The sequence below is a fragment of the Nonomuraea diastatica genome, from assembly GCF_004349015.1.
In the GTDB taxonomy this organism is placed as follows: Bacteria; Actinomycetota; Actinomycetes; order Streptosporangiales; family Streptosporangiaceae; genus Nonomuraea; species Nonomuraea diastatica.
The window spans coordinates 1-16,677 of sequence record NZ_SMKP01000013.1; the positions used below are offsets into that span (position 1 = coordinate 1).

Sequence of the window (16,677 nt, forward strand, 5' to 3'; positions counted from 1 at the left end):
GGCCATCGACTGGTTCTCCTTCGATCTTGATCTAGCTACTCGAAGGATCACTCGATGGCCGTCTTCATTTCACGACGCCACGCCTGTGATCAGGCCAAACTCGTACACCACTCCTGTGGACGCAACCGACACCAGAAGGGCGCGACCCGACGCGTCGGCCAGTTCCACCGTGAACGTCATTGGGCCCCAGCTGTTCCCTTGGCAATATGCGGGCTTACGACGGACGCGCCAGCGGAATACGGTGCCATCGACGCTGATGAGCCGCGAACCCCTCCTCGGGATCGCCATGAGCAACCTCCTGCCCTGTTCCGTCACTGTTCCGTCGGATGGCCGAAAACAGCGAGAAACGACGAGAGCCAGCTGCAACAGTAACTCCTGGTCAGGCTCCTGATCGACAGGTTTCCGCAGGTGGACATGGAAGGTATCGGAGATCACCCAGATCTTCGAGGGGACGAACAAGATCCAACGACTGGCGATCAGCCGGCACCTGGCGAAGTAGGTCCTGACACGTGGGAACCCCGCCTATCGGGCCCGAGAAGCGCCCTTTGATGGCCGGACCCGCTGTCGCCGTGGGCGGGGCGTGCACGCGGCGACGGCGGGGTGCGACAAAGAGCGGCGGTTACCCGGATGCCGCTTCGACGATGATGTAACGGGTCAGACCGTCCGTCGGGTAGAAGGCGCTGTCGCCGCTGAATGTGACGTCGTACAGATACCTGCCCGGCACTGCAGGCGTGTCGGTGAAGTCGAACGACCCGTCACTGGCAGGCGTCACCGCGGGCAAAGGGGTGACGACCGAACCGTCCGGGCTGATCACCTCGCGATTCACCCGCAATGTGGTGCCCGGTTGGGGAACCTGGCCGGCGAGATCCAGGACACCGTTGATCTGCAGCGGCTGGCCGACCACGCACGAAGACTCCTGCGGATTGGGTATCCCCATCGTCAGAACGTCGGGGCGCGCAGTCCAAAGCTTGTGCCGCATCCTCATACGTTTGAGGCATCACCCGAGGTCAACCGCGGAGCTATGCTGCAATCATGTCCGAGTTGGCGCCGGATCTGGACCTCCGCCTGGTGCGCTATTTCACGGTCGTCGCCGAGCACCGGCACTTCGGCCGCGCCGCCGAAGCGCTCCACATCACCCAGCCCTTCTTGAGCCGCCAGATCCGCGGCCTGGAGCGGCAACTTGGCGCCCGCCTGCTGGACCGCACCCCACACGGCACCCGGCTGACCGAGGCAGGCGAGGTCTTCCTGCCCCGCGCCAAGGCGCTGCTGCGATCATCGGCTCAAGCGGCCGCCGCCACCCGCGCCGCGGCCCATCCCAGCAAGATCATGATCGGGCACACCCTGAACGTGCCCGTCGTGCCCGCGGTGCGTGAGCTGCGCCACCAGCATCCCGACGCCGACGTACGCGTCGTGCAGTTGGCCTGGAACGAACCACGCGCCGCGCTACTGGAGCGCCGGGTGGACGCGGCGGTGTGCAGGCTGCCGCTCCGCGACGACGGGCTCCACGTGACGGTCCTCTACGACGAGCCGCGGGTCCTGCTCGTTGCCCGCGATCATCGCTTGGCCGGCAAGGAGCACGTCACCCTCGACGACATCGGCGACGAAGCCCTGCCCCGTCTGCCCGACGCGGCCTGGAACGCCTACTGGCGGATCGACCCGCGGCCAGACGGCAGTCGCGCGCCCGACGGCCCGCTCGTCGAGGCTCCTGAGGAGAAGTTCGAACTCATCGCGGCCCGGCAGGCCGTGGCCATCGTCTCGGCCGGCCTGCGCGCCGAGACCCTTCATCCCGACGTCACCAGCATCCCCTTGGAGGGTGCGGAGCCGAGCCAGGTTGTCCTCGCCACTCGCGCAGGCGACAACAACGGCCTGCTCGCGCCATTCCTCAAGGCCGCGCGGATCCATCTCACGGGCAGTGGCTCAGCGGATTTCGGGGCAGGTCCCGGGGTTGCGCGCACGCCTCCCACCGGTCGCCTGTGAGTGCCGAAACCGTGCTACTTCCCGCACCTGCCCGTACTCGTACGTGAGGCCCCGAGGTGAGAAGGCCATCTCTGTCCTGTGAAGGGGTGCCGCACCAGGCTGGGACGGGATCGAGGAAATCGTCGTCGTTGACGATTCGCTGATGGAGACCATGGCGACGCTGCCCGCCCACCTCAAGCGATCGTCGACCTGGGACCAGGGCGCTCGCCCGCCTCAGCCACTGAGAACGGCCGCCAGGCTACCTGCCGTGGAAGGTGGGCGTCCGGCCGTCGCGTGCGGCGGTGAGCGCCTCGACCATGTCTTCACTCGTGAACGTCAGCAACTCGTGGGCGAGGCCCTGCTCGATTGCCCCGGCCATCGCGTCTTTGAGCAGCCGGTTGACGGCCATCTTGGTGTAGCGCACGGCGAGCGGCGCGCCAGCGGCCAGGCGCTGGGCGAACGCCGTCGCCGCGGGCAGCGCCTCGCCGGCGGAACACACGTGCGTGACGATGCCCAAATGGGCGGCCTCCGACGCGGTGACAGGATCGCCAGTGAGCAGATAGCGCTTGGCCAGGGCGGGTCCCATGGCCATCGGCCATATGGCCGCGCCGCCGTCGCCTGCGACGACGCCGATCCGCACGTGCGGATCCGCGATGGTCGCCGTGTCCGCCATGAAGATCGCGTCGCAGAACAGCGCGATGGTCGCCCCGAGGCCGGTCGCGTCGCCGTTGAGCGCGGCGACGATCGGAATCTCGACGTCCAGCAGGTCCCAGACGATCCGCCGGGCCACCTGCCGGCCGGCGTCGATCACCGGCAATCCCTGCTCGCGCTGCCACAGCAGGGAGCCGACCGGGTCCTTCAGACCGGTGAAGAAAGCGTGCCCGGAGCCGGTCAGGACGACCGCCCGGGCCTCGCGCTCTTCACGCAAGTCGTGGAAGAGGCGACCGACTTCCTCGTGGATGGCAAGGTCCTGGGCGTTCACCTCGGCTGGGTCGCGGAAGAAGACGGTCAGGAGCTGTCCTGTCCGTTCGAAGCGCATGGTGATGTAGGCGTGCGTGTCCATGTCCACTCTCTCTAGACGATAAGGAACCGTTGGGTCCTTATACGCCAGTATAGTATAAGGAACTCACGGTTCCCAGTGAGGCGGGTCATGGAACAAGCGAAGCGGCGCAGGGGGTCCACCCTGGAAGAGGCCATCGTCGAGGCGGCCTGGAACGAACTGCGGGAGGCCGGCTACGCCAAGGCCACCATGAACGGCATCGCCAGGCGGGCGGGCACCAGCAAGCACGTCCTGTACCGGCGCTGGAAGAGCCAGCCGGAGCTCTTCCTCGCAGCTCTGAAACGCTTCGCCGCCACGGTCGAGGTGCCGGACACCGGTGATGTGCGTGACGACCTGGTCGCATTGCTGGGGCGGATCCGGCAGGTGTTCGACCTGCTGCCCAGGGACCTCATCAGCGGCCTCATCACTGACACCCAAGACGATCCCGCCTTGTTCGAGGAGATGCGGGCCTATGTGATGGGAGCGGGCGTGCACGACATCACTCGAGTGATCTTGCGGCGCGCGGCCGACCGCGGCCAGATCGAGCCCGGCCCGCCGTGCGCACGCATCGTCAGGCTGCCCATCGACCTGCTACGCAATGAGTACCTGATGTCACGCGGGCCGCTACCGGCCGGCACCGTCACCGAGATCATTGACGACGTCGTCATGCCGCTCCTCCGCCCGGCCGCCCGGCGATGACCGACCGGCGTCACCTCAGACGAAGGGAGTTCCACCCTCCACAGGTTCCACTTCGTCCCTGGCCGGACGATCCGTTGGGTTCTTTGGCGACTGTCTCCGGCACATGTGGCGAGCGGCTAAGCGGGCAACGGGGAATCACCCGCATCCAACTGTTCGGTCATCCGCTCCAGGCCGCTCTTGATGAGCTGCGCGTACTCGTCGTCGCCGAGCGCGCCGATCGTGGCCTGGGCCTGCTGGAGGTGCTCGCGGGCGTGGTCGAGATCGCCCAGCTTGCGGTAGCACTCGCACAGGTTGAGGTGCAACGACGGGTACAGGCCGGCCACCGAAAGCGTCACCCCGGCTTGCGCCACCCGCTCATCGGTGATCAGATCGGCGGCGGCAAGTGCTCGCTGGTCCCACACCAACTCCTGGTGCACGTCGTCTCGCACGTCGGCCATCGCGTGGGCGAGGACGCAGATGTGCAGCGGGTCGCCTTGCTCGCCGCCGATGCCGTCCCAGATCTGTGCGAACAGGTCGCGAGCGGCCTCACGCTGGCCTTGGTGGTGGTGCAGCTCCACCCCCTGCCCGATCCGGGTGATCATTGGGTCGGTGATCATGGCCGCACCTTGATCGGCAGGATGCAAACGTACATCCGATCATTTCACCGTACGGGCGTGCCCGTTGCCCCCGTGGGGAACTCCTCGATGCCGAGCACCCGCAGCAGCTCCAGCCGCTCACGCGTTTCCGCGTCCGCCGGGGTGAGCACCAGCAGCTGCTGCCCCTGATCGGGAGCGACCAGGGTCTCGCAGTCCATGGTCAGCCTGCCCACCCTCGGATGCAGCACGGTCTTGCGGTCGGCGCGCCGGACCGCCACCTCGTGCTCGGCCCAGAGCCGGCGGAAGTCGGCGCTCGCGGCCCGCAAACGCTCGACGAGCCCGTCGAGCGCAGGGTCGCCGGACCGGCGGCCGGCGGCCGCACGCAGGTCGGCCACAAGCTGACGGGCCTGGTGCTCCTGCTCCTCGGGCGGGGAGACGGCGCGGGCGGCGGGCTCGGTGAACCAGCGGTATACGACGTAGCGCCGGTCGCCGGAGAAGCCGGTGTGGTCGCCCGTGAGCAGGACGGCCGCCCGGTTCTGGGCGAGGACCTCGCCCAGGTCGGACAGCACCATGGCCGGGGTGTCGCCGAGCAGGTCGAGCATGCGTATCATGCCGGCGCGGGCCAGGCGGGCCACCCCGTCGGCGGGCGGGGGCCGGTGGCCGGCCAGGTGGAACAGATGGTCGCGCTCGTCGTCGGACAGGCGCAACGCCCGGGCCAGCGCGCCGAGCAGCTGGGTCGACGGCTGACTGCTGCGGCCCTGCTCGAGGCGTACGACATAGTCCACCGACATGCCGGCGAGCATCGCCACCTCTTCCCGGCGCAGGCCGGCGGTGCGGCGGCGGGGGTTGTCGGCGAGGCCCACCTCTGCCGGACGGATCGCCTCGCGGCGGCGGCGAAGGAAGTCGGCGAGCTGGTCACGTTGCATATCTTCATCCTCCCTCGCGGCCCGTCAGCCGGGCCAGGGAGCGGCTATCCCATGATGAACGCTCCGCTTTCGCGCGTCCCGGCCCTGGCCCATGGTGGGGAGGACGACACCGACAACGAGGGAGTACGTGATGCAGCGACGAATCCTGGGCCGCACCGGACCGGCCGTTTCCGCGCTGGGCCTGGGTGCGATGGGAATGTCGGGCGCCTACGGCGCGGCCGACCGCACGGAGAGCATCGCCACCGTGCACGCCGCGCTGGAGAGCGGCGTCACACTGATCGACACCGGCGACTTCTACGCCATGGGCCACAACGAGTTGCTGCTCGCCGAGGCGCTGCGCGGCCGGGATCGCGACAGCTACCAGTTGAGCGTCAAGTTCGGCATGCTGCGGGGGCCGGGCCCCGAGTTCGGCGGGCATGACAGCCGTCCCGAGGCGGTGAAGAACTTCCTGGCCTACTCGCTGACCCGGCTGGGCACCGACCACATCGACATCTACCGTCCCGCCCGGCTGGACCCGGCGGTACCGATCGAGGAGACGGTGGGCGCGATCAAGGAGATGGTCGACGCCGGATACGTGCGGCACATCGGCCTGTCGGAGGTCGACGCGGCGACGATCCGCCGGGCGCACGCCGTGCACCCGATCGCCGACCTGCAGATCGAGTACTCACTGATCTCCCGCGCGGTGGAGGCGGAGGTCCTGCCCACACTGCGGGAGCTCGGCGTCGGCCTGACCGCCTATGGCGTCCTCGGCCGCGGCCTCATCTCCGGGCACTGGCCCGCCGGCCACCGCGCCGGCCCCGGCGACACCCGCGGCTTCAGCCCGCGGTTCTCCGGCGAGAACGTGGAACACAACCTCGCCCTCGTGGATGCCCTGCGCCGGGTCGCCGAGGCGAAAGGCTGCACCGTCGCCCAGCTGGCCATCGCCTGGGTGGCCGCGCGGGGCGAGGACATCTTGCCGCTGGTCGGCGCTCGCACCCGCGAGCGACTGGCGGAGGCGCTGCCCGCGATGGACCTGAACCTCACCGCGGACGACCTCGCGGAGATCGAGAAGGCGGTGCCACCGAACGCGGCCCGCGGCGACAGATACCCGTCCGCGTTCATGTCCAGCCTCGGCGTGGGCAACTGAGCCCGGCTCTCCGGCGGGACCCGCCGCGGCGCGGGCTCTCCCTTTTCAGGCGCCGGCGCCGCCGTCCACCGGCACGATCGCGCCGGTCACCATCGAGGCCCGGTCGCTGAGCAGCCACGCGGCCACCTCGGCGACCTCGCGAGGCTCGGCCATCCGGCCGAGCGGGATCGAGGCTTTGGCTCGCTCGATGACGCCGGGGGTCGCCGCCTCCCACGCCTCCATCATCTCCGTGGTGGTGCCGCCGGGGGTGATGCCGTTCACCCGGATGGCGTCACGGGCCCAGCTCACCGCGGCGGTCTCGGTGATGCTGTTGAGCGCGCGCTTCATGGCGCCGTACGCGGGGAGAGCAGGGTTCGCGCGGCGGCTGCCGATGCTCGAGGTGTTGACGATCGCCCCACCGCCGTTGCGTCGCATGAGTGCGGCCTCGGCGTTCATGGCGGTCCAGTGCGCGCGGAAGTTCACGGCGAACTGCTCGTCGATGTCCTCGTCGGCCGTGGTGTCGAGCGGGCCGGGCCGATGCTGGATGGCCGCGCCGTTGTTGAACGCGCCGTCGAGCCGTCCGTGCAGCTCTTCGACGCGGTCGACGGCGGCGCGGATGCTCGCGCGGTCGGCGAGGTCCAGGGCGACGGCGTCGGCCACGCCTCCGCCGGCGCGGATCTCGGTGACGACGCGGTCGAGGGCGTCGGTGCCGCGGGCGGCGAGCACGACGGCGGCGCCCTCCCGTGCGAAGAGCCGGGCGCCGGCCGCGCCGATGCCGCGGCTGGCGCCGGTGATGAACACGACCTTGCCGGTGAGCAGGCCCATGGGAGCGAAGTCATTGTCGGACGTCATGCCTCCAGAGTCGGGCCGGCCTCCGGGCCGGATACAGGCACGGGCGGTACCAGGATCCGTCGCCGCCCAGCGTGCAGACTAGAGGTATGGACAAGCAGGAACTCGGGGCGTTCCTCCGCAGCCGTCGCGAGCGGCTCCGGCCGGAGGACGTCGGCCTGCCCTCAGGCTCGCGACGCCGGACACCGGGTCTTCGCCGCGAGGAGGTGGCGGTTCTCGCGCACATCTCCACGGAGTATTACGTACGGCTCGAGCAGGGCAGGGCGCCGCGCCCGTCGGGCGAGGTGCTCGCCGGGATCGGAGGCGCGCTGCGGCTCACGGACGCCGAGTCCGATCACCTCCACGTGCTCGCGGGCACTGCGCCGAGCCGTGCCGGCCTGCACCGGCGCGACGTCCGCCCGAGCATCCTCACGCTCCTCGAGCGGCTGCCGCAGACGGCCGCCTTCGTGACGTCCGCCACGTTAGAGGTGCTCGCGTGGAACGACCTCGCGGCCGCGCTCATGGAGGACTTCGCTGAGCTCGCCCCGGAGGAGCGCAATCTCGCACGCCGGGCATTCCTCGGGTCGGCGCGCGCCGATGCGACGCTGTACGGGATCTCCGACGCCGCGGAGTTCCGGCACAACGTCGTCATGCGGCTCCGGCAGGCCCTCGCCCGATACCCGTCCGACCCCGCGGTGACCGGCCTCGTCGACGAGCTCCGCGACGGCAGCCCCGAGTTCGCCCGGCTCTGGGAACGGCACGACGTGCAGGCTGCGCCGACGCTCACGAAGACCTTCCGTCACCCGGTCGTCGGGGAGGTCACCGTCGACTGCGACTCGCTCACGCTCACGGACCGCGACCAGCACCTCGTGATCTACAGCGCGCCGCCAGGATCCTCTGGCGCCGAAGCTCTGGCTCTTCTGAACGTGCTCGGAGCCGAGGCTCGTCATTACCTGGGGTAGCGGCACCCGGGCCTGCCTCTCACGCGGGAAAGTCCAGGCGGTGGAAGACGGCCATCCGGCGTATGAAGGGCAGCCACCTCGCCACCGCGACCAGCGCACGGTAACCGGGCTTGAGCTTCTCGTATCCCGGCAGGTCGAAGGCGCTCAGCTCGGTGACGGCGCGTAACCGGGGATCGATGGCCTCAAGATCGGCGCGGCTGTCCACCCCCCAGTGCAGGGTCGCGCCGGCGAGCCGGACCACCCGGTTGATCTTCTGCCATTTGATGCCGCGCCTGCTGAACGCGTCGAAGACGAAGCTGCCGGTGGGAAACCGGTCGATGATCGCGCGGAACAACGCGTGGCCTTCTCCTTCCTTGAGGTACATGGTCAGGCCCTCGGCGACGACCAGTACGGGAAGATCGCCCTCCACCCGATCGAGCCAGGTCAGGTCCGTGACCGACGAGGGGATCACGGTGTGGTGGTCGCGTGCCGGGTAGAGGCGCTCGCGCAGGTCGATGACCTCGGGGAAGTCCACGTCGTACCAGTGCACGCCCGGCCCGGGATCGACGCGGTGGACCCGGGTGTCCATGCCGCATCCCAGGTGCAGCACGATCGCCACCGGGTGTCCGGCGAGGAAGTCGCGCGTCCAGTCGTCCAGGTGTTTGGCGCGCATGGCGACGGTCACGGCGTCGCCGCGCTTCATGCCGACCCTGGTGAAGTCGGTGTCGATGGCGCGTACCGCTTCGAGCGCCATCGTGTCGCCCAGGATGGGGGCGGGGGATGCGGCATCGACGGCCCGGCCGTACAGAGTGGCGAGCATCGTCGCCTTCTCACCGCGCAGATGCACTTTTTGCATGTACGTCACGCTACGCCTGTCCGGCGGCGTCGCCGGGGCGTTGGGGTCGTCCTCCACGAGGTCGCCGCCGGGGACGTGATCGTGGCGCCGGTCATGTCCCCGCGCGGAACCAGGTGTCAGGACAGGCGGCCCTTGCGATGCAGGTAGCCGGGGTTCTCGACGGCGCGGGCCATGGTTTCGATGGCCAACTGGGCGCCGAGCTGTGAGGTGACGTTGGAGGCCACGTCCAGCATCGGGTTGATCTCCACGACGTCGAAGCCGACGAGCTCGTGCTCACGGACGATCGCGAAGATCGTCTGGCGGAGCTCCTCGTAGGACATGCCGTCCGCCTCGGCGGAGGCGCATCCGGGCACGAGCGGCATGTCGAGCACGTCGATGTCGACGCTGATGTACACCTTCCTGCCCTTGGGCAGCGTCGTGAGCACGTGGTCGACGCCGGCCTTCCTGAAGCCCTTCATGGTGAACACGTCGTTGCCGTTGGCGCGGCTCTCGGCGAGGTCGTCCTGGGCGGCGCGCATGCCACGGCTGCCGATCTGGACGATCTTCTCGACGTTCGGCAGCTTCCCGATCTTGAGCATGGGGCTGCCGTTCCCGTGCTGGGCCCCGTGGATGAAGGGCCGGTAATCGAGGTGGGCGTCGAAGTGGACGACGCAGATCGGCTCCTCGTAGGCCCGCACCACGCCGTAGGTGACCGAGTGCTCGCCGCCGAGGACGATGGGAACGGCCCCGGCTTCCAGGATCTGGGCGGTGCTGTGGGTGATGTTCTTGAAGGTCTGCTCGGGGTTGGAGTAGATGATGTCGACGTCGCCGCAGTCCACGATCCGCTGGTTCGCGGTTTCGTACTCGAGGTAGCGCCTGTCCTCCTCGATGTCGAAATATCCGGACCTAGCTATCTCGGAGTCGCCGCGCACCATCAGGCGCTGGTCGTCCTCGAAGTACGGCTCGGAGAAGTCGATCGCCTTGTCCCGCGCCCGAGTCGCGATCATGGTCGCGGTGATCACGTCGATCTTCCCGCTGTCCAGGTTGGCCACCCGGTTCTTCGGGTTGACCTCAACGAACTTCGGCCTTACCGTCAGCCGCTTGGCGACCTCCGTGACGAGGTCGATCTCGAAGCCTTCCGGCTCGGTCCTGCCCTGGCCGATCGACCCGAACGGCGGGGTGTCGAACTTGACCCCGAACACGATCTCCCCACGTTTCCTGATCTTCTCCATCGAGTTGACTCCGGTCCCGCCCTTGGTCCCTGCCACCGGGGAAAGCCCCGCCCTCGGGCGGTCACCGCAGGCGGTGAGCAGGAGCAGCGCGAGCGCCAGGCACACGACCCCTTCATCCGTACAGACACCTCTTTGTCAGATATGTGAGACCCGGCGCAGAAACTCCTGGGCCCTCTCGGTCGACGGTCTGGCGAAGAAGTCGTCGGGCGCGGCGCTCTCCACGACACGCCCGCCGTCCATGAACACGACCCGGTCGGCCACCTTGCGCGCGAAACCCATCTCGTGCGTGACCACGACCATGGTCATCCCGCTGCCGGCCAGATCGACCATGACCTCCAGGACCTCCTGGATCATCTCGGGGTCCAGGGCGCTGGTCGGCTCGTCGAACAGCATGATCGCGGGGTCCATGGCCAGCGCGCGGGCGATGGCCACCCGCTGCTGCTGCCCGCCGGAAAGCTGCGTGGGCAGGCTGTCCGCCTTCTCCGTCATCCCCACCCGTTCCAGCAGTTCCATCGCCCGGCGGCGGGCCACGTCCTTGGAGACCTTCTTCACCCTGACAGGGGCGAGCATGATGTTCTGCGCCACCGTCATGTGCGGGTAGAGGTTGAAGTGCTGGAAGACGAAGCCCACTCCGCTCCGCAGCTCGTTCAGGTTCGTGGCCTTGCTGTGCGGATCGCGGCCGTTGACCACGATCGTGCCGCCGGAGACGTCCTCCAGGGCGTTGATGCAGCGCAGCAGCGTGCTCTTGCCCGATCCCGACGGGCCGAGCAGGACCACCACTTCACCCTCGGCGACCGACAGGTCGATGCCGTTCAGCACCTCAAGGTCGCCGTACGACTTCTGTACGCCGGTGAACTCAATGATCGGCATCCGGCTCAGGCCCTCCGCGCGTGTCGTGTCCGGTAGGTCCGGGCATGCCCCAGGCGAGCAGACGCTCGACAATGGGCGCGGTCTCCTCGGTGAGGAAGCGGCCGGCCTCGTCCAGCAATCGATCCATATGAGCGCGCATCGCCTCCTCGGCCGCGTCCGCCCGGCCCGCGGCGATCGCGTCCGCGATCCGCTGGTGCTCGACCACCGTGACGTCACCGGAACGGTGCGAGTCGAGCACGACGTCCAGGGCCGCCTCCAGGCGGTCGAGCGCCGGATCGAGAACGACGTCGAGCATGGCCTTCACGATGGGATTGCGGGTACACCTGGCCACCCGGCGATGGAAGGTCAGCGCGATGTCCCGCGGCACTTCGTGGACGTCGGCGAAATGCCTGTCGTGCCGCTCGACCAGCCGGGTGAGCGCCTCCGCCGAGGCGACGTTGTCCTGGCCGAGCGCCGCCTCCCTGGCCACCTCGGGCTCCACCGTCCGCCGCGCACGCAGCAGGTTGATCAGTCCTTCAGAGGTACGTACCTGCGTACCCTCCAGGAACCGGGTCGCGGTGGTGCGCCCGCGCAGCACGGCGGCGACATGCTGGCGGCCGGACGAGGTGAGCATCCGGCCCTTGGTGCCCGCGGCCACGGTGAACCCGCGCCGGTCCAGCAGCCGCAGCCGCCGGGCGACCGTGGCCTCGCTGATCCCCAGGTCAGTGCCCTGCCTGAGCGCCTGCAACACTTGTCGCGCGCCCAACGGTTCCGGCGCTCCTGCGAGCACCTCGAGGATGGCGTCAGCCGAGCGTTCCTCCACCTTCACCACATCACTCCCACCGGCGGGCTGCCAAGAGCTGTCAAATATGCCCGTTATGACAGTTTTGTTATAATTTGCCTGTGTTGCAGCTCAGTCAAATGTGACGGACGTCCGTCATGGGTTACAGAAGCGCCGCAGTTTGGTTAAGTCCGTGTTACGACCGAGAAGTGACACGAGCGAAGGCCACGGAGAGAGCACGTCAGCCTCGGACGAATCCCCATCGACGAGTTCGCCGCTCGCAGCAGCGCGAGGCGCGTCCGCACCCGCTGGAATGCCCGGCCCGGCTCCGTTCCGTGATGGCGTCCGGCGGCGGTTACCTGCCTGACGTGCAAGCGGGGACGGTGATCGGGATCCGTTCGGTGGACAGGGAGTCCGTAAGGGCAGGCACTCCATCAAGCTGAGCCCAGAACCCGACGCTTTCGCGCGACGGACAACCGAGATCATCACCTCCTATCGCGTGAGCGAGCCCAGCGACGTCCCAGCGCAACGCGATATCTGTGACATGTCCTCCGAGGAGTTGGGCGCGTTTCTCGATGCCCCCTTGAGAACGTCCCTACGTCGAATTCACTGCGGTCCCGGGCGAAGTCAGAAATGCCCCGCCGCAAGCCCATGACGTGTTCTCACCGGGCGGCGTGGAGGACGGTCGCATCAGGTCGAGGTCCTCACCCCATGCGTCCAGCACCGCGCCGTGCCCGGCGCGCCGGGCCGCCCGCTTCGACCCGGGCGAAGATCCGCCGCTGCAGACGTACGTCGCCCGTTCCCGAGATGCGGTCGACAGCGTCCAGCACCATATCGGTGTCCCAGCCCGGCAGTGGGTGTCGGGTGAGCTCCCATTCCAGGTACTTGTTGTAGGGCCGGGGGCGGCGATCCATGGCGAAGAGCAGTTCCAGCAGGAACCGGATGCTGTCGGCGGCGTCAAGGCGGGTGGCGAGCGAATGTCCGTCGCGGTCGTTCATGACGGAGCGGTAGAACGAGTTGGCATAGGCGTCGAGCCATCCGCCGCAGGCGCGGAATGCTTCATCGGCGTCGAGCCGTGCTTTGGCCGCCAGGATCCGGGCGATGCCTCCGTCGAGCCGGTCGAGCGATCCTGGCGCGCGAGCCCTTGAGGACGAGGCCGACCACGGCGGAATCCGCTTCGGCGCGTGCGACGAACGCGCGGCAGGAGAGGGGCTGCTGGAGGGGCATCTGTGATCTCCGGTGGGACGGTGGCGGCCTGCCTGTCGGGTGAAACGGTGGTAAGCCGCCTCACCACAGCGGGTTAGATCCGTGGAAAATCCTTAATGCGGCAAACAATCGAATAGTTTGCCGGACCCGCCTGAGCGCCGGGGCGGAATGCATCCGCCTCGTGATCGTCCGTTACGATTTCGGTCATCACGAATCGCCGGCCGAATGAAACTTTCACCGCGCTCACGGCCCATAATGCAGATGCCCACCTTCCCCACCTGGCCAAGCGCCGCTTTCCGGAAAATCCGCTGATACGAAAGCACCCGGCCGACGAATACCGGACGCGCGTTTCAGGGAGACACGACCAACGACGTCACGGGGAGAATTCATGGGTGACCTCTTCGGCATGCTCAAAAACCGGGTCGACGACAATGCGAGGAGAGTGGTGGACGCCTGCGTCGGCGAGCTCGCCGGTTTCCAGGCGATCGAGCCGAGAGCGCGGGCGTCGATGATGGAGTTCGCGGTCGTCGTACGGCAACGGACGGCCGAGCTGGCCGCCTCCGGCGAGCCGCTGCTGGAGAGCGACCTGGCCTTCATCGAGTCGGTCGGCGAGCAGCGCGGTATGCAGGGTGTGGCTCCGGGCTGCCAGCGCGGCGCGCTCGCGCTGCACGCGGCCTTCACCATGCGAGAGATCTCCGAGGCGGCCGGACCCGGCGATCTGACCGACACGATGCGCATGATCGACTGGCTGGCCCGGCAGGGCGCAGCGGCGCAGGCGGTCTACACCCGCGGCTATTTCCGGGGATATGAGCGTTTCCTGCCGACCGCCTCGCGCGTCCACCTGCTGGCCACCATGGTGCTGCACGACGACCCCATGGCCGGCGAGCTGGCCGGCAGCCTCGGGGTGCCGGTGGCCGAGCACTACCTGGTCACGGTGGTCCGGGTCGCCACGGCGCCGCCGAAGGAGTGCCGGGAGGAGGTCGTGTGCACCCTGCTGCAGCGGCACCGCGTGCCGTTCGGGTGGCAGGAACCGGACGAATTCGTGGCGCTCGTGCCGTATCACGGGACACGACCGGAGCACCGGGCGGCGGCGGAGAGGTCGGGACTGGCGCTGGCGCAGGCGGTCGCGGAGGTCGTGGGACGCCCGTGCTCGGTCGGCACCGCCCACGGGCGCCGTCGCGCGCTCGTCCAGGCGGCCGCGCTGGCGCGGAAGGTCAGCCGGGTGGCGCCGATCGAGCAGGTGCCGCACCGGTCGTACGGGGTGGCCGACGTGTTCGCGGAGCTGGGCGCTGTGGAGACGCCCCAGGTGGACCAGTGGTTACGGGAGACGGCACAGCGGCTCGGCGACGGGCCAGAACTGGTGCCCACGCTGGACGCCTACTACCGCAACGACATGAACCGCCTGCGTACGGCCGAATCCCTGCACATCCATCCGCGCACCCTGGACTATCGGCTGCGGCGGGTGCGGGAGCTGGTGGGGATCGAGCCGGGCTCCACGCACGGCGTACGGGTGCTGAGCACCACCGTCACCCGGCTGCTGGCAGGCGCGTGGACCGAGCACGGCCTGGCCTGATGTTCCCGTGCCTGACTCCTTTGACATCAGTGACAACCGTCCCCCGGCCGCCGCGGCGGAGATTTGCGGGAAATGACGATGACCGGCGCTCCTGGCTTGGCGAAAGTAGCACTGACAAGGCTCGGCCGGCCGCCAGGAAACCCAGCGAGAGGTTCGATCACATGGTTGTACATGCGAGAAGAACGCTCATCGGCGTGCTGGCCGCGATCGCGGCGCTGCTGTTCTCTGTCGCGCTTCACACGGGTTCGGCCGCCGCGGCGCCCGAACGCGGGTTCACCGGCCAGTCGGCCGCGGCCCTCCCGGACGTCCCGGGCAAGGACGGGGCGGCGTCGCTGGCCGCCACCTATTCGTGTTCCCGCAACGTCCCCATCCCCGCGTACTACATCGACATCGACTGCTCGGTGTTCAGCGGGGCGATCAGGGTCGTGGTGACCTGCTCCGACGGTTACCAGTTCGCCAGCCCGATCATCTTCGCCGGCAACCGGTTCACCGGGCGCGGCACGTGCGGGCCGCCGTGGACCGTACGTTCCACGAACGTCGAAACGGTGTTCTGACCGGGACATCCGTTGCCCGAGCCACCCGGGACCACCGGGTGGCTCTTTCGTGCGCACCTTGCCGTCCGAGGAAGCGACCGGTGCGTTATGGCACCGGGAGCCCGCCCGGCGATCAGCCTTCCGGGTAGAAGAGGAACAGCGCGCAGCCCGTCGTCGTCTGCGGCACGTGCGAGGAGCCCGCGGGGGCGTGGATGAAGGAGCCGGCCGGGTAGTCCCGGTCGCCGTCGTTGAAGACGCCGGAGACCACGAAGACCTCCTCGGGGCCGGGTTCGTGGACGTCGATCCCCTGCCAGCAGGTGTTCGCGTCCATCTCCAGCACACAAGCCTTCGCGCCGTTGTCCCCGTTCCACAACATCCGCGCCCGGATGCCTGGGAAAAGTTCGCGAACCGGGGCGTCCTGGACGGAGGCCCACACATAGGCAGAGGTGCTCTGTTCTGTCGTCATAGTGCCAGCCTGGCGGCCGACCATGACCCCCGCCGAGTGTCAGGAAAGACATCATGCGGTACTTTCACGCCATGCATCGGGTAACGGCGCTGATCCGCCCACCGCAATCGACATTCGAGCTCGGCTGCGCGGCCCAGGTGTTCGGGATCGAGCGGACCGGGCTCCCGACGCGGTACACCTTCAACGTGTGCACGGAGCGTCCTGGCCAGGTCGCGACGCAGGCCGGCTACGACATGCTCGTGACCGACGGGCTGGACGCGCTCGACCGTGCCGACACCGTGATCGTCCCGGGCTGGCTGCCCGCCGATGATCCGCCCTCACCAGCGGTCGTTCAGGCACTGCGCCGGGCGCACTCCCGCGGAACGCGGGTGGTCAGCATCTGCTCCGGAGCCTTCGCGCTGGCGCACGCCGGTCTGCTGGACGGGCGGCGGGCGACCACCCACTGGGCGCTGGTGGACAAGCTCGCCGCGCGCTTGCCTGGCGTCCTGCTCGACCCCGATGTGCTGTACGTCGACCATGGCGACGTGGCGACCAGCGCCGGCGCCGGAGCCGGCATCGACCTGTGCATGCACCTGGTCCGCAGCGACCAGGGCGCCTGGTATGCCGCGCACATCGCACGGACCATGGTCATGCCGCCGCACCGCGAGGGCGGGCAGTTGCAGTATGCGGCGCCGCCGCATCCCGCTCAGATCGACGGCACGCTCGCGCCGTTGCTGGAGTGGGTCACAGGAAGGCTCGGCGAACCGGTGACCATCGAGAGCATGGCCGCGCACGCGGGCCTCTCACCTCGTACGCTCACCCGGCGGTTCGTCGATCAGCTCGGCACCAGCCCGGGGCAGTGGCTGCTCGCCCAGCGGATCGCCACGGCCCGGGACCTGCTGGAGTCGTCCGACCTCCCGCTGGACGCCGTCGCCCGGCGCGTCGGTCTCTCCTCGGCCACCAACCTCCGCAGGCGCTTCCTCAACGCCCTGGGCACAACGCCCGGCGCCTATCGCCGGGCGTTCCGGGCCAGGCCACGATGACGGCGGCGGCCTCACCTGCCTCTGCCGGATTTCACGATGAGCCGTTGCGGGCCGTTGACGTAGTTGGCGCTGCCGCGTAGCGAATTGTTGGACCGGTAAGAATCGATCACA

General features: G+C 68.7%; 19 protein-coding genes. 8 read left to right on the top strand and 11 right to left on the bottom strand.

Going from position 1 to position 16,677, the window contains the following annotated elements; translation table 11 throughout:
- Nucleotides 1-619: 619 nt before the first annotated feature.
- Entirely contained in the window at nucleotides 620-979 is a 360-nt protein-coding gene (locus E1294_RS06475) for a hypothetical protein (protein ID WP_132505695.1), read from the bottom strand.
- A gap of 53 nt (nucleotides 980-1,032) precedes the next feature.
- Here E1294_RS06475 and E1294_RS06480 point away from each other — a divergent pair, with 53 nt between their 5' ends.
- Nucleotides 1,033-1,977 (top strand): LysR family transcriptional regulator, encoded by a 945-nt coding sequence (locus E1294_RS06480; protein WP_132505698.1) that lies wholly within the window; start codon nucleotides 1,033-1,035, stop codon nucleotides 1,975-1,977.
- Nucleotides 1,978-2,215: 238 nt separating this feature from the next.
- Here the strand turns inward: E1294_RS06480 and E1294_RS06485 are convergent, their stop codons facing one another.
- Entirely contained in the window at nucleotides 2,216-3,019 is an 804-nt protein-coding gene (locus tag E1294_RS06485) for an enoyl-CoA hydratase/isomerase family protein (protein WP_132505701.1), read from the bottom strand.
- Nucleotides 3,020-3,106: 87 nt separating this feature from the next.
- On the opposite strand from E1294_RS06485, the gene E1294_RS06490 reads away from it, so the two are divergent.
- Nucleotides 3,107-3,694, top strand: a complete 588-nt coding sequence (locus E1294_RS06490) for a TetR/AcrR family transcriptional regulator (RefSeq protein ID WP_132505704.1) — start codon at nucleotides 3,107-3,109, stop codon at nucleotides 3,692-3,694.
- Nucleotides 3,695-3,810: 116 nt separating this feature from the next.
- Here E1294_RS06490 and E1294_RS06495 read toward each other — a convergent pair whose 3' ends face one another.
- Together E1294_RS06495 and E1294_RS06500 are read right to left on the bottom strand one after the other, a co-directional pair.
- Nucleotides 3,811-4,290 (bottom strand): hypothetical protein, encoded by a 480-nt coding sequence (locus E1294_RS06495; protein WP_132505707.1) that lies wholly within the window; start codon nucleotides 4,288-4,290, stop codon nucleotides 3,811-3,813.
- 44 nt (nucleotides 4,291-4,334) lie between these two features.
- Complete coding sequence (locus E1294_RS06500) at nucleotides 4,335-5,195, bottom strand: helix-turn-helix transcriptional regulator (RefSeq protein WP_132505710.1); 861 nt, start codon at nucleotides 5,193-5,195, stop codon at nucleotides 4,335-4,337.
- A 130-nt stretch (nucleotides 5,196-5,325) separates the two neighbouring features.
- On the opposite strand from E1294_RS06500, the gene E1294_RS06505 reads away from it, so the two are divergent.
- Nucleotides 5,326-6,321, top strand: a complete 996-nt coding sequence (locus E1294_RS06505; protein WP_132505713.1) for an aldo/keto reductase — start codon at nucleotides 5,326-5,328, stop codon at nucleotides 6,319-6,321.
- A gap of 45 nt (nucleotides 6,322-6,366) precedes the next feature.
- Here E1294_RS06505 and E1294_RS06510 read toward each other — a convergent pair whose 3' ends face one another.
- A complete protein-coding gene (locus E1294_RS06510) occupies nucleotides 6,367-7,152 on the bottom strand; it encodes an SDR family NAD(P)-dependent oxidoreductase (RefSeq protein WP_132505716.1) in 786 nt (261 codons plus the stop codon).
- An 86-nt stretch (nucleotides 7,153-7,238) separates the two neighbouring features.
- On the opposite strand from E1294_RS06510, the gene E1294_RS06515 reads away from it, so the two are divergent.
- Nucleotides 7,239-8,090, top strand: a complete 852-nt coding sequence (locus E1294_RS06515; protein WP_132505719.1) for a helix-turn-helix transcriptional regulator — start codon at nucleotides 7,239-7,241, stop codon at nucleotides 8,088-8,090.
- 19 nt (nucleotides 8,091-8,109) lie between these two features.
- On the opposite strand, the gene E1294_RS06520 is transcribed toward E1294_RS06515, so the two are convergent.
- The 5 genes from E1294_RS06520 to E1294_RS54370 form a co-directional block, all read right to left on the bottom strand.
- Nucleotides 8,110-8,925, bottom strand: coding sequence for a class I SAM-dependent methyltransferase (locus tag E1294_RS06520; RefSeq protein WP_132505722.1), 816 nt, complete (start codon nucleotides 8,923-8,925; stop codon nucleotides 8,110-8,112).
- Between the two features lie 116 nt (nucleotides 8,926-9,041).
- On the bottom strand, nucleotides 9,042-10,241 hold the full coding sequence (locus E1294_RS06525) for an arginase family protein (protein ID WP_132505725.1): 1,200 nt from the start codon (nucleotides 10,239-10,241) through the stop codon (nucleotides 9,042-9,044).
- A 30-nt stretch (nucleotides 10,242-10,271) separates the two neighbouring features.
- On the bottom strand, nucleotides 10,272-11,006 hold the full coding sequence (locus E1294_RS06530; RefSeq protein ID WP_132505728.1) for an amino acid ABC transporter ATP-binding protein: 735 nt from the start codon (nucleotides 11,004-11,006) through the stop codon (nucleotides 10,272-10,274).
- A complete protein-coding gene (locus E1294_RS06535; protein ID WP_132505731.1) occupies nucleotides 10,993-11,814 on the bottom strand; it encodes an FCD domain-containing protein in 822 nt (273 codons plus the stop codon). Before E1294_RS06535 ends, E1294_RS06530 begins: the two co-directional genes overlap by 14 nt.
- A 656-nt stretch (nucleotides 11,815-12,470) precedes the next feature.
- On the bottom strand, nucleotides 12,471-12,764 hold the full coding sequence (locus E1294_RS54370; RefSeq protein ID WP_220447599.1) for a hypothetical protein: 294 nt from the start codon (nucleotides 12,762-12,764) through the stop codon (nucleotides 12,471-12,473).
- 103 nt (nucleotides 12,765-12,867) lie between these two features.
- On the opposite strand from E1294_RS54370, the gene E1294_RS57050 reads away from it, so the two are divergent.
- The 3 genes from E1294_RS57050 to E1294_RS06550 all read left to right on the top strand — a co-directional run bounded on the left by E1294_RS57050 (nucleotide 12,868) and on the right by E1294_RS06550 (nucleotide 15,099).
- Complete coding sequence (locus E1294_RS57050) at nucleotides 12,868-12,999, top strand: hypothetical protein (RefSeq protein WP_281284378.1); 132 nt, start codon at nucleotides 12,868-12,870, stop codon at nucleotides 12,997-12,999.
- Nucleotides 13,000-13,360: 361 nt separating this feature from the next.
- Nucleotides 13,361-14,545 carry a PucR family transcriptional regulator gene (locus tag E1294_RS06545; RefSeq protein WP_132505734.1) on the top strand — a complete coding sequence of 395 codons (1,185 nt, stop codon included), beginning with the start codon at nucleotides 13,361-13,363 and terminating at the stop codon, nucleotides 14,543-14,545.
- A 161-nt stretch (nucleotides 14,546-14,706) separates the two neighbouring features.
- On the top strand, nucleotides 14,707-15,099 hold the full coding sequence (locus tag E1294_RS06550; protein WP_132505737.1) for a hypothetical protein: 393 nt from the start codon (nucleotides 14,707-14,709) through the stop codon (nucleotides 15,097-15,099).
- Nucleotides 15,100-15,211: 112 nt separating this feature from the next.
- On the opposite strand, the gene E1294_RS06555 is transcribed toward E1294_RS06550, so the two are convergent.
- Nucleotides 15,212-15,544: a cupin domain-containing protein gene (locus E1294_RS06555; RefSeq protein WP_132505740.1), complete on the bottom strand. Its 333-nt coding sequence runs from the start codon at nucleotides 15,542-15,544 to the stop codon at nucleotides 15,212-15,214.
- 71 nt (nucleotides 15,545-15,615) lie between these two features.
- Between E1294_RS06555 and E1294_RS06560 the strand changes: the two genes are divergently transcribed.
- On the top strand, nucleotides 15,616-16,566 hold the full coding sequence (locus E1294_RS06560) for a helix-turn-helix domain-containing protein (protein WP_132505743.1): 951 nt from the start codon (nucleotides 15,616-15,618) through the stop codon (nucleotides 16,564-16,566).
- Nucleotides 16,567-16,677 lie beyond the last annotated feature (111 nt).

Bases quoted from the DNA above. Each gene is read 5' to 3' on its own strand.
- E1294_RS06475 (WP_132505695.1), bottom strand. From the start codon at position 979: ATGCGGCACAAGCTTTGGACTGCGCGCCCCGACGTTCTGACGATGGGG.
- E1294_RS06480 (WP_132505698.1), top strand. From the start codon at position 1,033: ATGTCCGAGTTGGCGCCGGATCTGGACCTCCGCCTGGTGCGCTATTTC.
- E1294_RS06485 (WP_132505701.1), bottom strand. From the start codon at position 3,019: ATGGACACGCACGCCTACATCACCATGCGCTTCGAACGGACAGGACAG.
- E1294_RS06490 (WP_132505704.1), top strand. From the start codon at position 3,107: ATGGAACAAGCGAAGCGGCGCAGGGGGTCCACCCTGGAAGAGGCCATC.
- E1294_RS06495 (WP_132505707.1), bottom strand. From the start codon at position 4,290: ATGATCACCGACCCAATGATCACCCGGATCGGGCAGGGGGTGGAGCTG.
- E1294_RS06500 (WP_132505710.1), bottom strand. From the start codon at position 5,195: ATGCAACGTGACCAGCTCGCCGACTTCCTTCGCCGCCGCCGCGAGGCG.
- E1294_RS06505 (WP_132505713.1), top strand. From the start codon at position 5,326: ATGCAGCGACGAATCCTGGGCCGCACCGGACCGGCCGTTTCCGCGCTG.
- E1294_RS06510 (WP_132505716.1), bottom strand. From the start codon at position 7,152: ATGACGTCCGACAATGACTTCGCTCCCATGGGCCTGCTCACCGGCAAG.
- E1294_RS06515 (WP_132505719.1), top strand. From the start codon at position 7,239: ATGGACAAGCAGGAACTCGGGGCGTTCCTCCGCAGCCGTCGCGAGCGG.
- E1294_RS06520 (WP_132505722.1), bottom strand. From the start codon at position 8,925: ATGCAAAAAGTGCATCTGCGCGGTGAGAAGGCGACGATGCTCGCCACT.
- E1294_RS06530 (WP_132505728.1), bottom strand. From the start codon at position 11,006: ATGCCGATCATTGAGTTCACCGGCGTACAGAAGTCGTACGGCGACCTT.
- E1294_RS54370 (WP_220447599.1), bottom strand. From the start codon at position 12,764: ATGAACGACCGCGACGGACATTCGCTCGCCACCCGCCTTGACGCCGCC.
- E1294_RS57050 (WP_281284378.1), top strand. From the start codon at position 12,868: ATGCCTCCGTCGAGCCGGTCGAGCGATCCTGGCGCGCGAGCCCTTGAG.
- E1294_RS06545 (WP_132505734.1), top strand. From the start codon at position 13,361: ATGGGTGACCTCTTCGGCATGCTCAAAAACCGGGTCGACGACAATGCG.
- E1294_RS06550 (WP_132505737.1), top strand. From the start codon at position 14,707: ATGGTTGTACATGCGAGAAGAACGCTCATCGGCGTGCTGGCCGCGATC.
- E1294_RS06555 (WP_132505740.1), bottom strand. From the start codon at position 15,544: ATGACGACAGAACAGAGCACCTCTGCCTATGTGTGGGCCTCCGTCCAG.
- E1294_RS06560 (WP_132505743.1), top strand. From the start codon at position 15,616: ATGCATCGGGTAACGGCGCTGATCCGCCCACCGCAATCGACATTCGAG.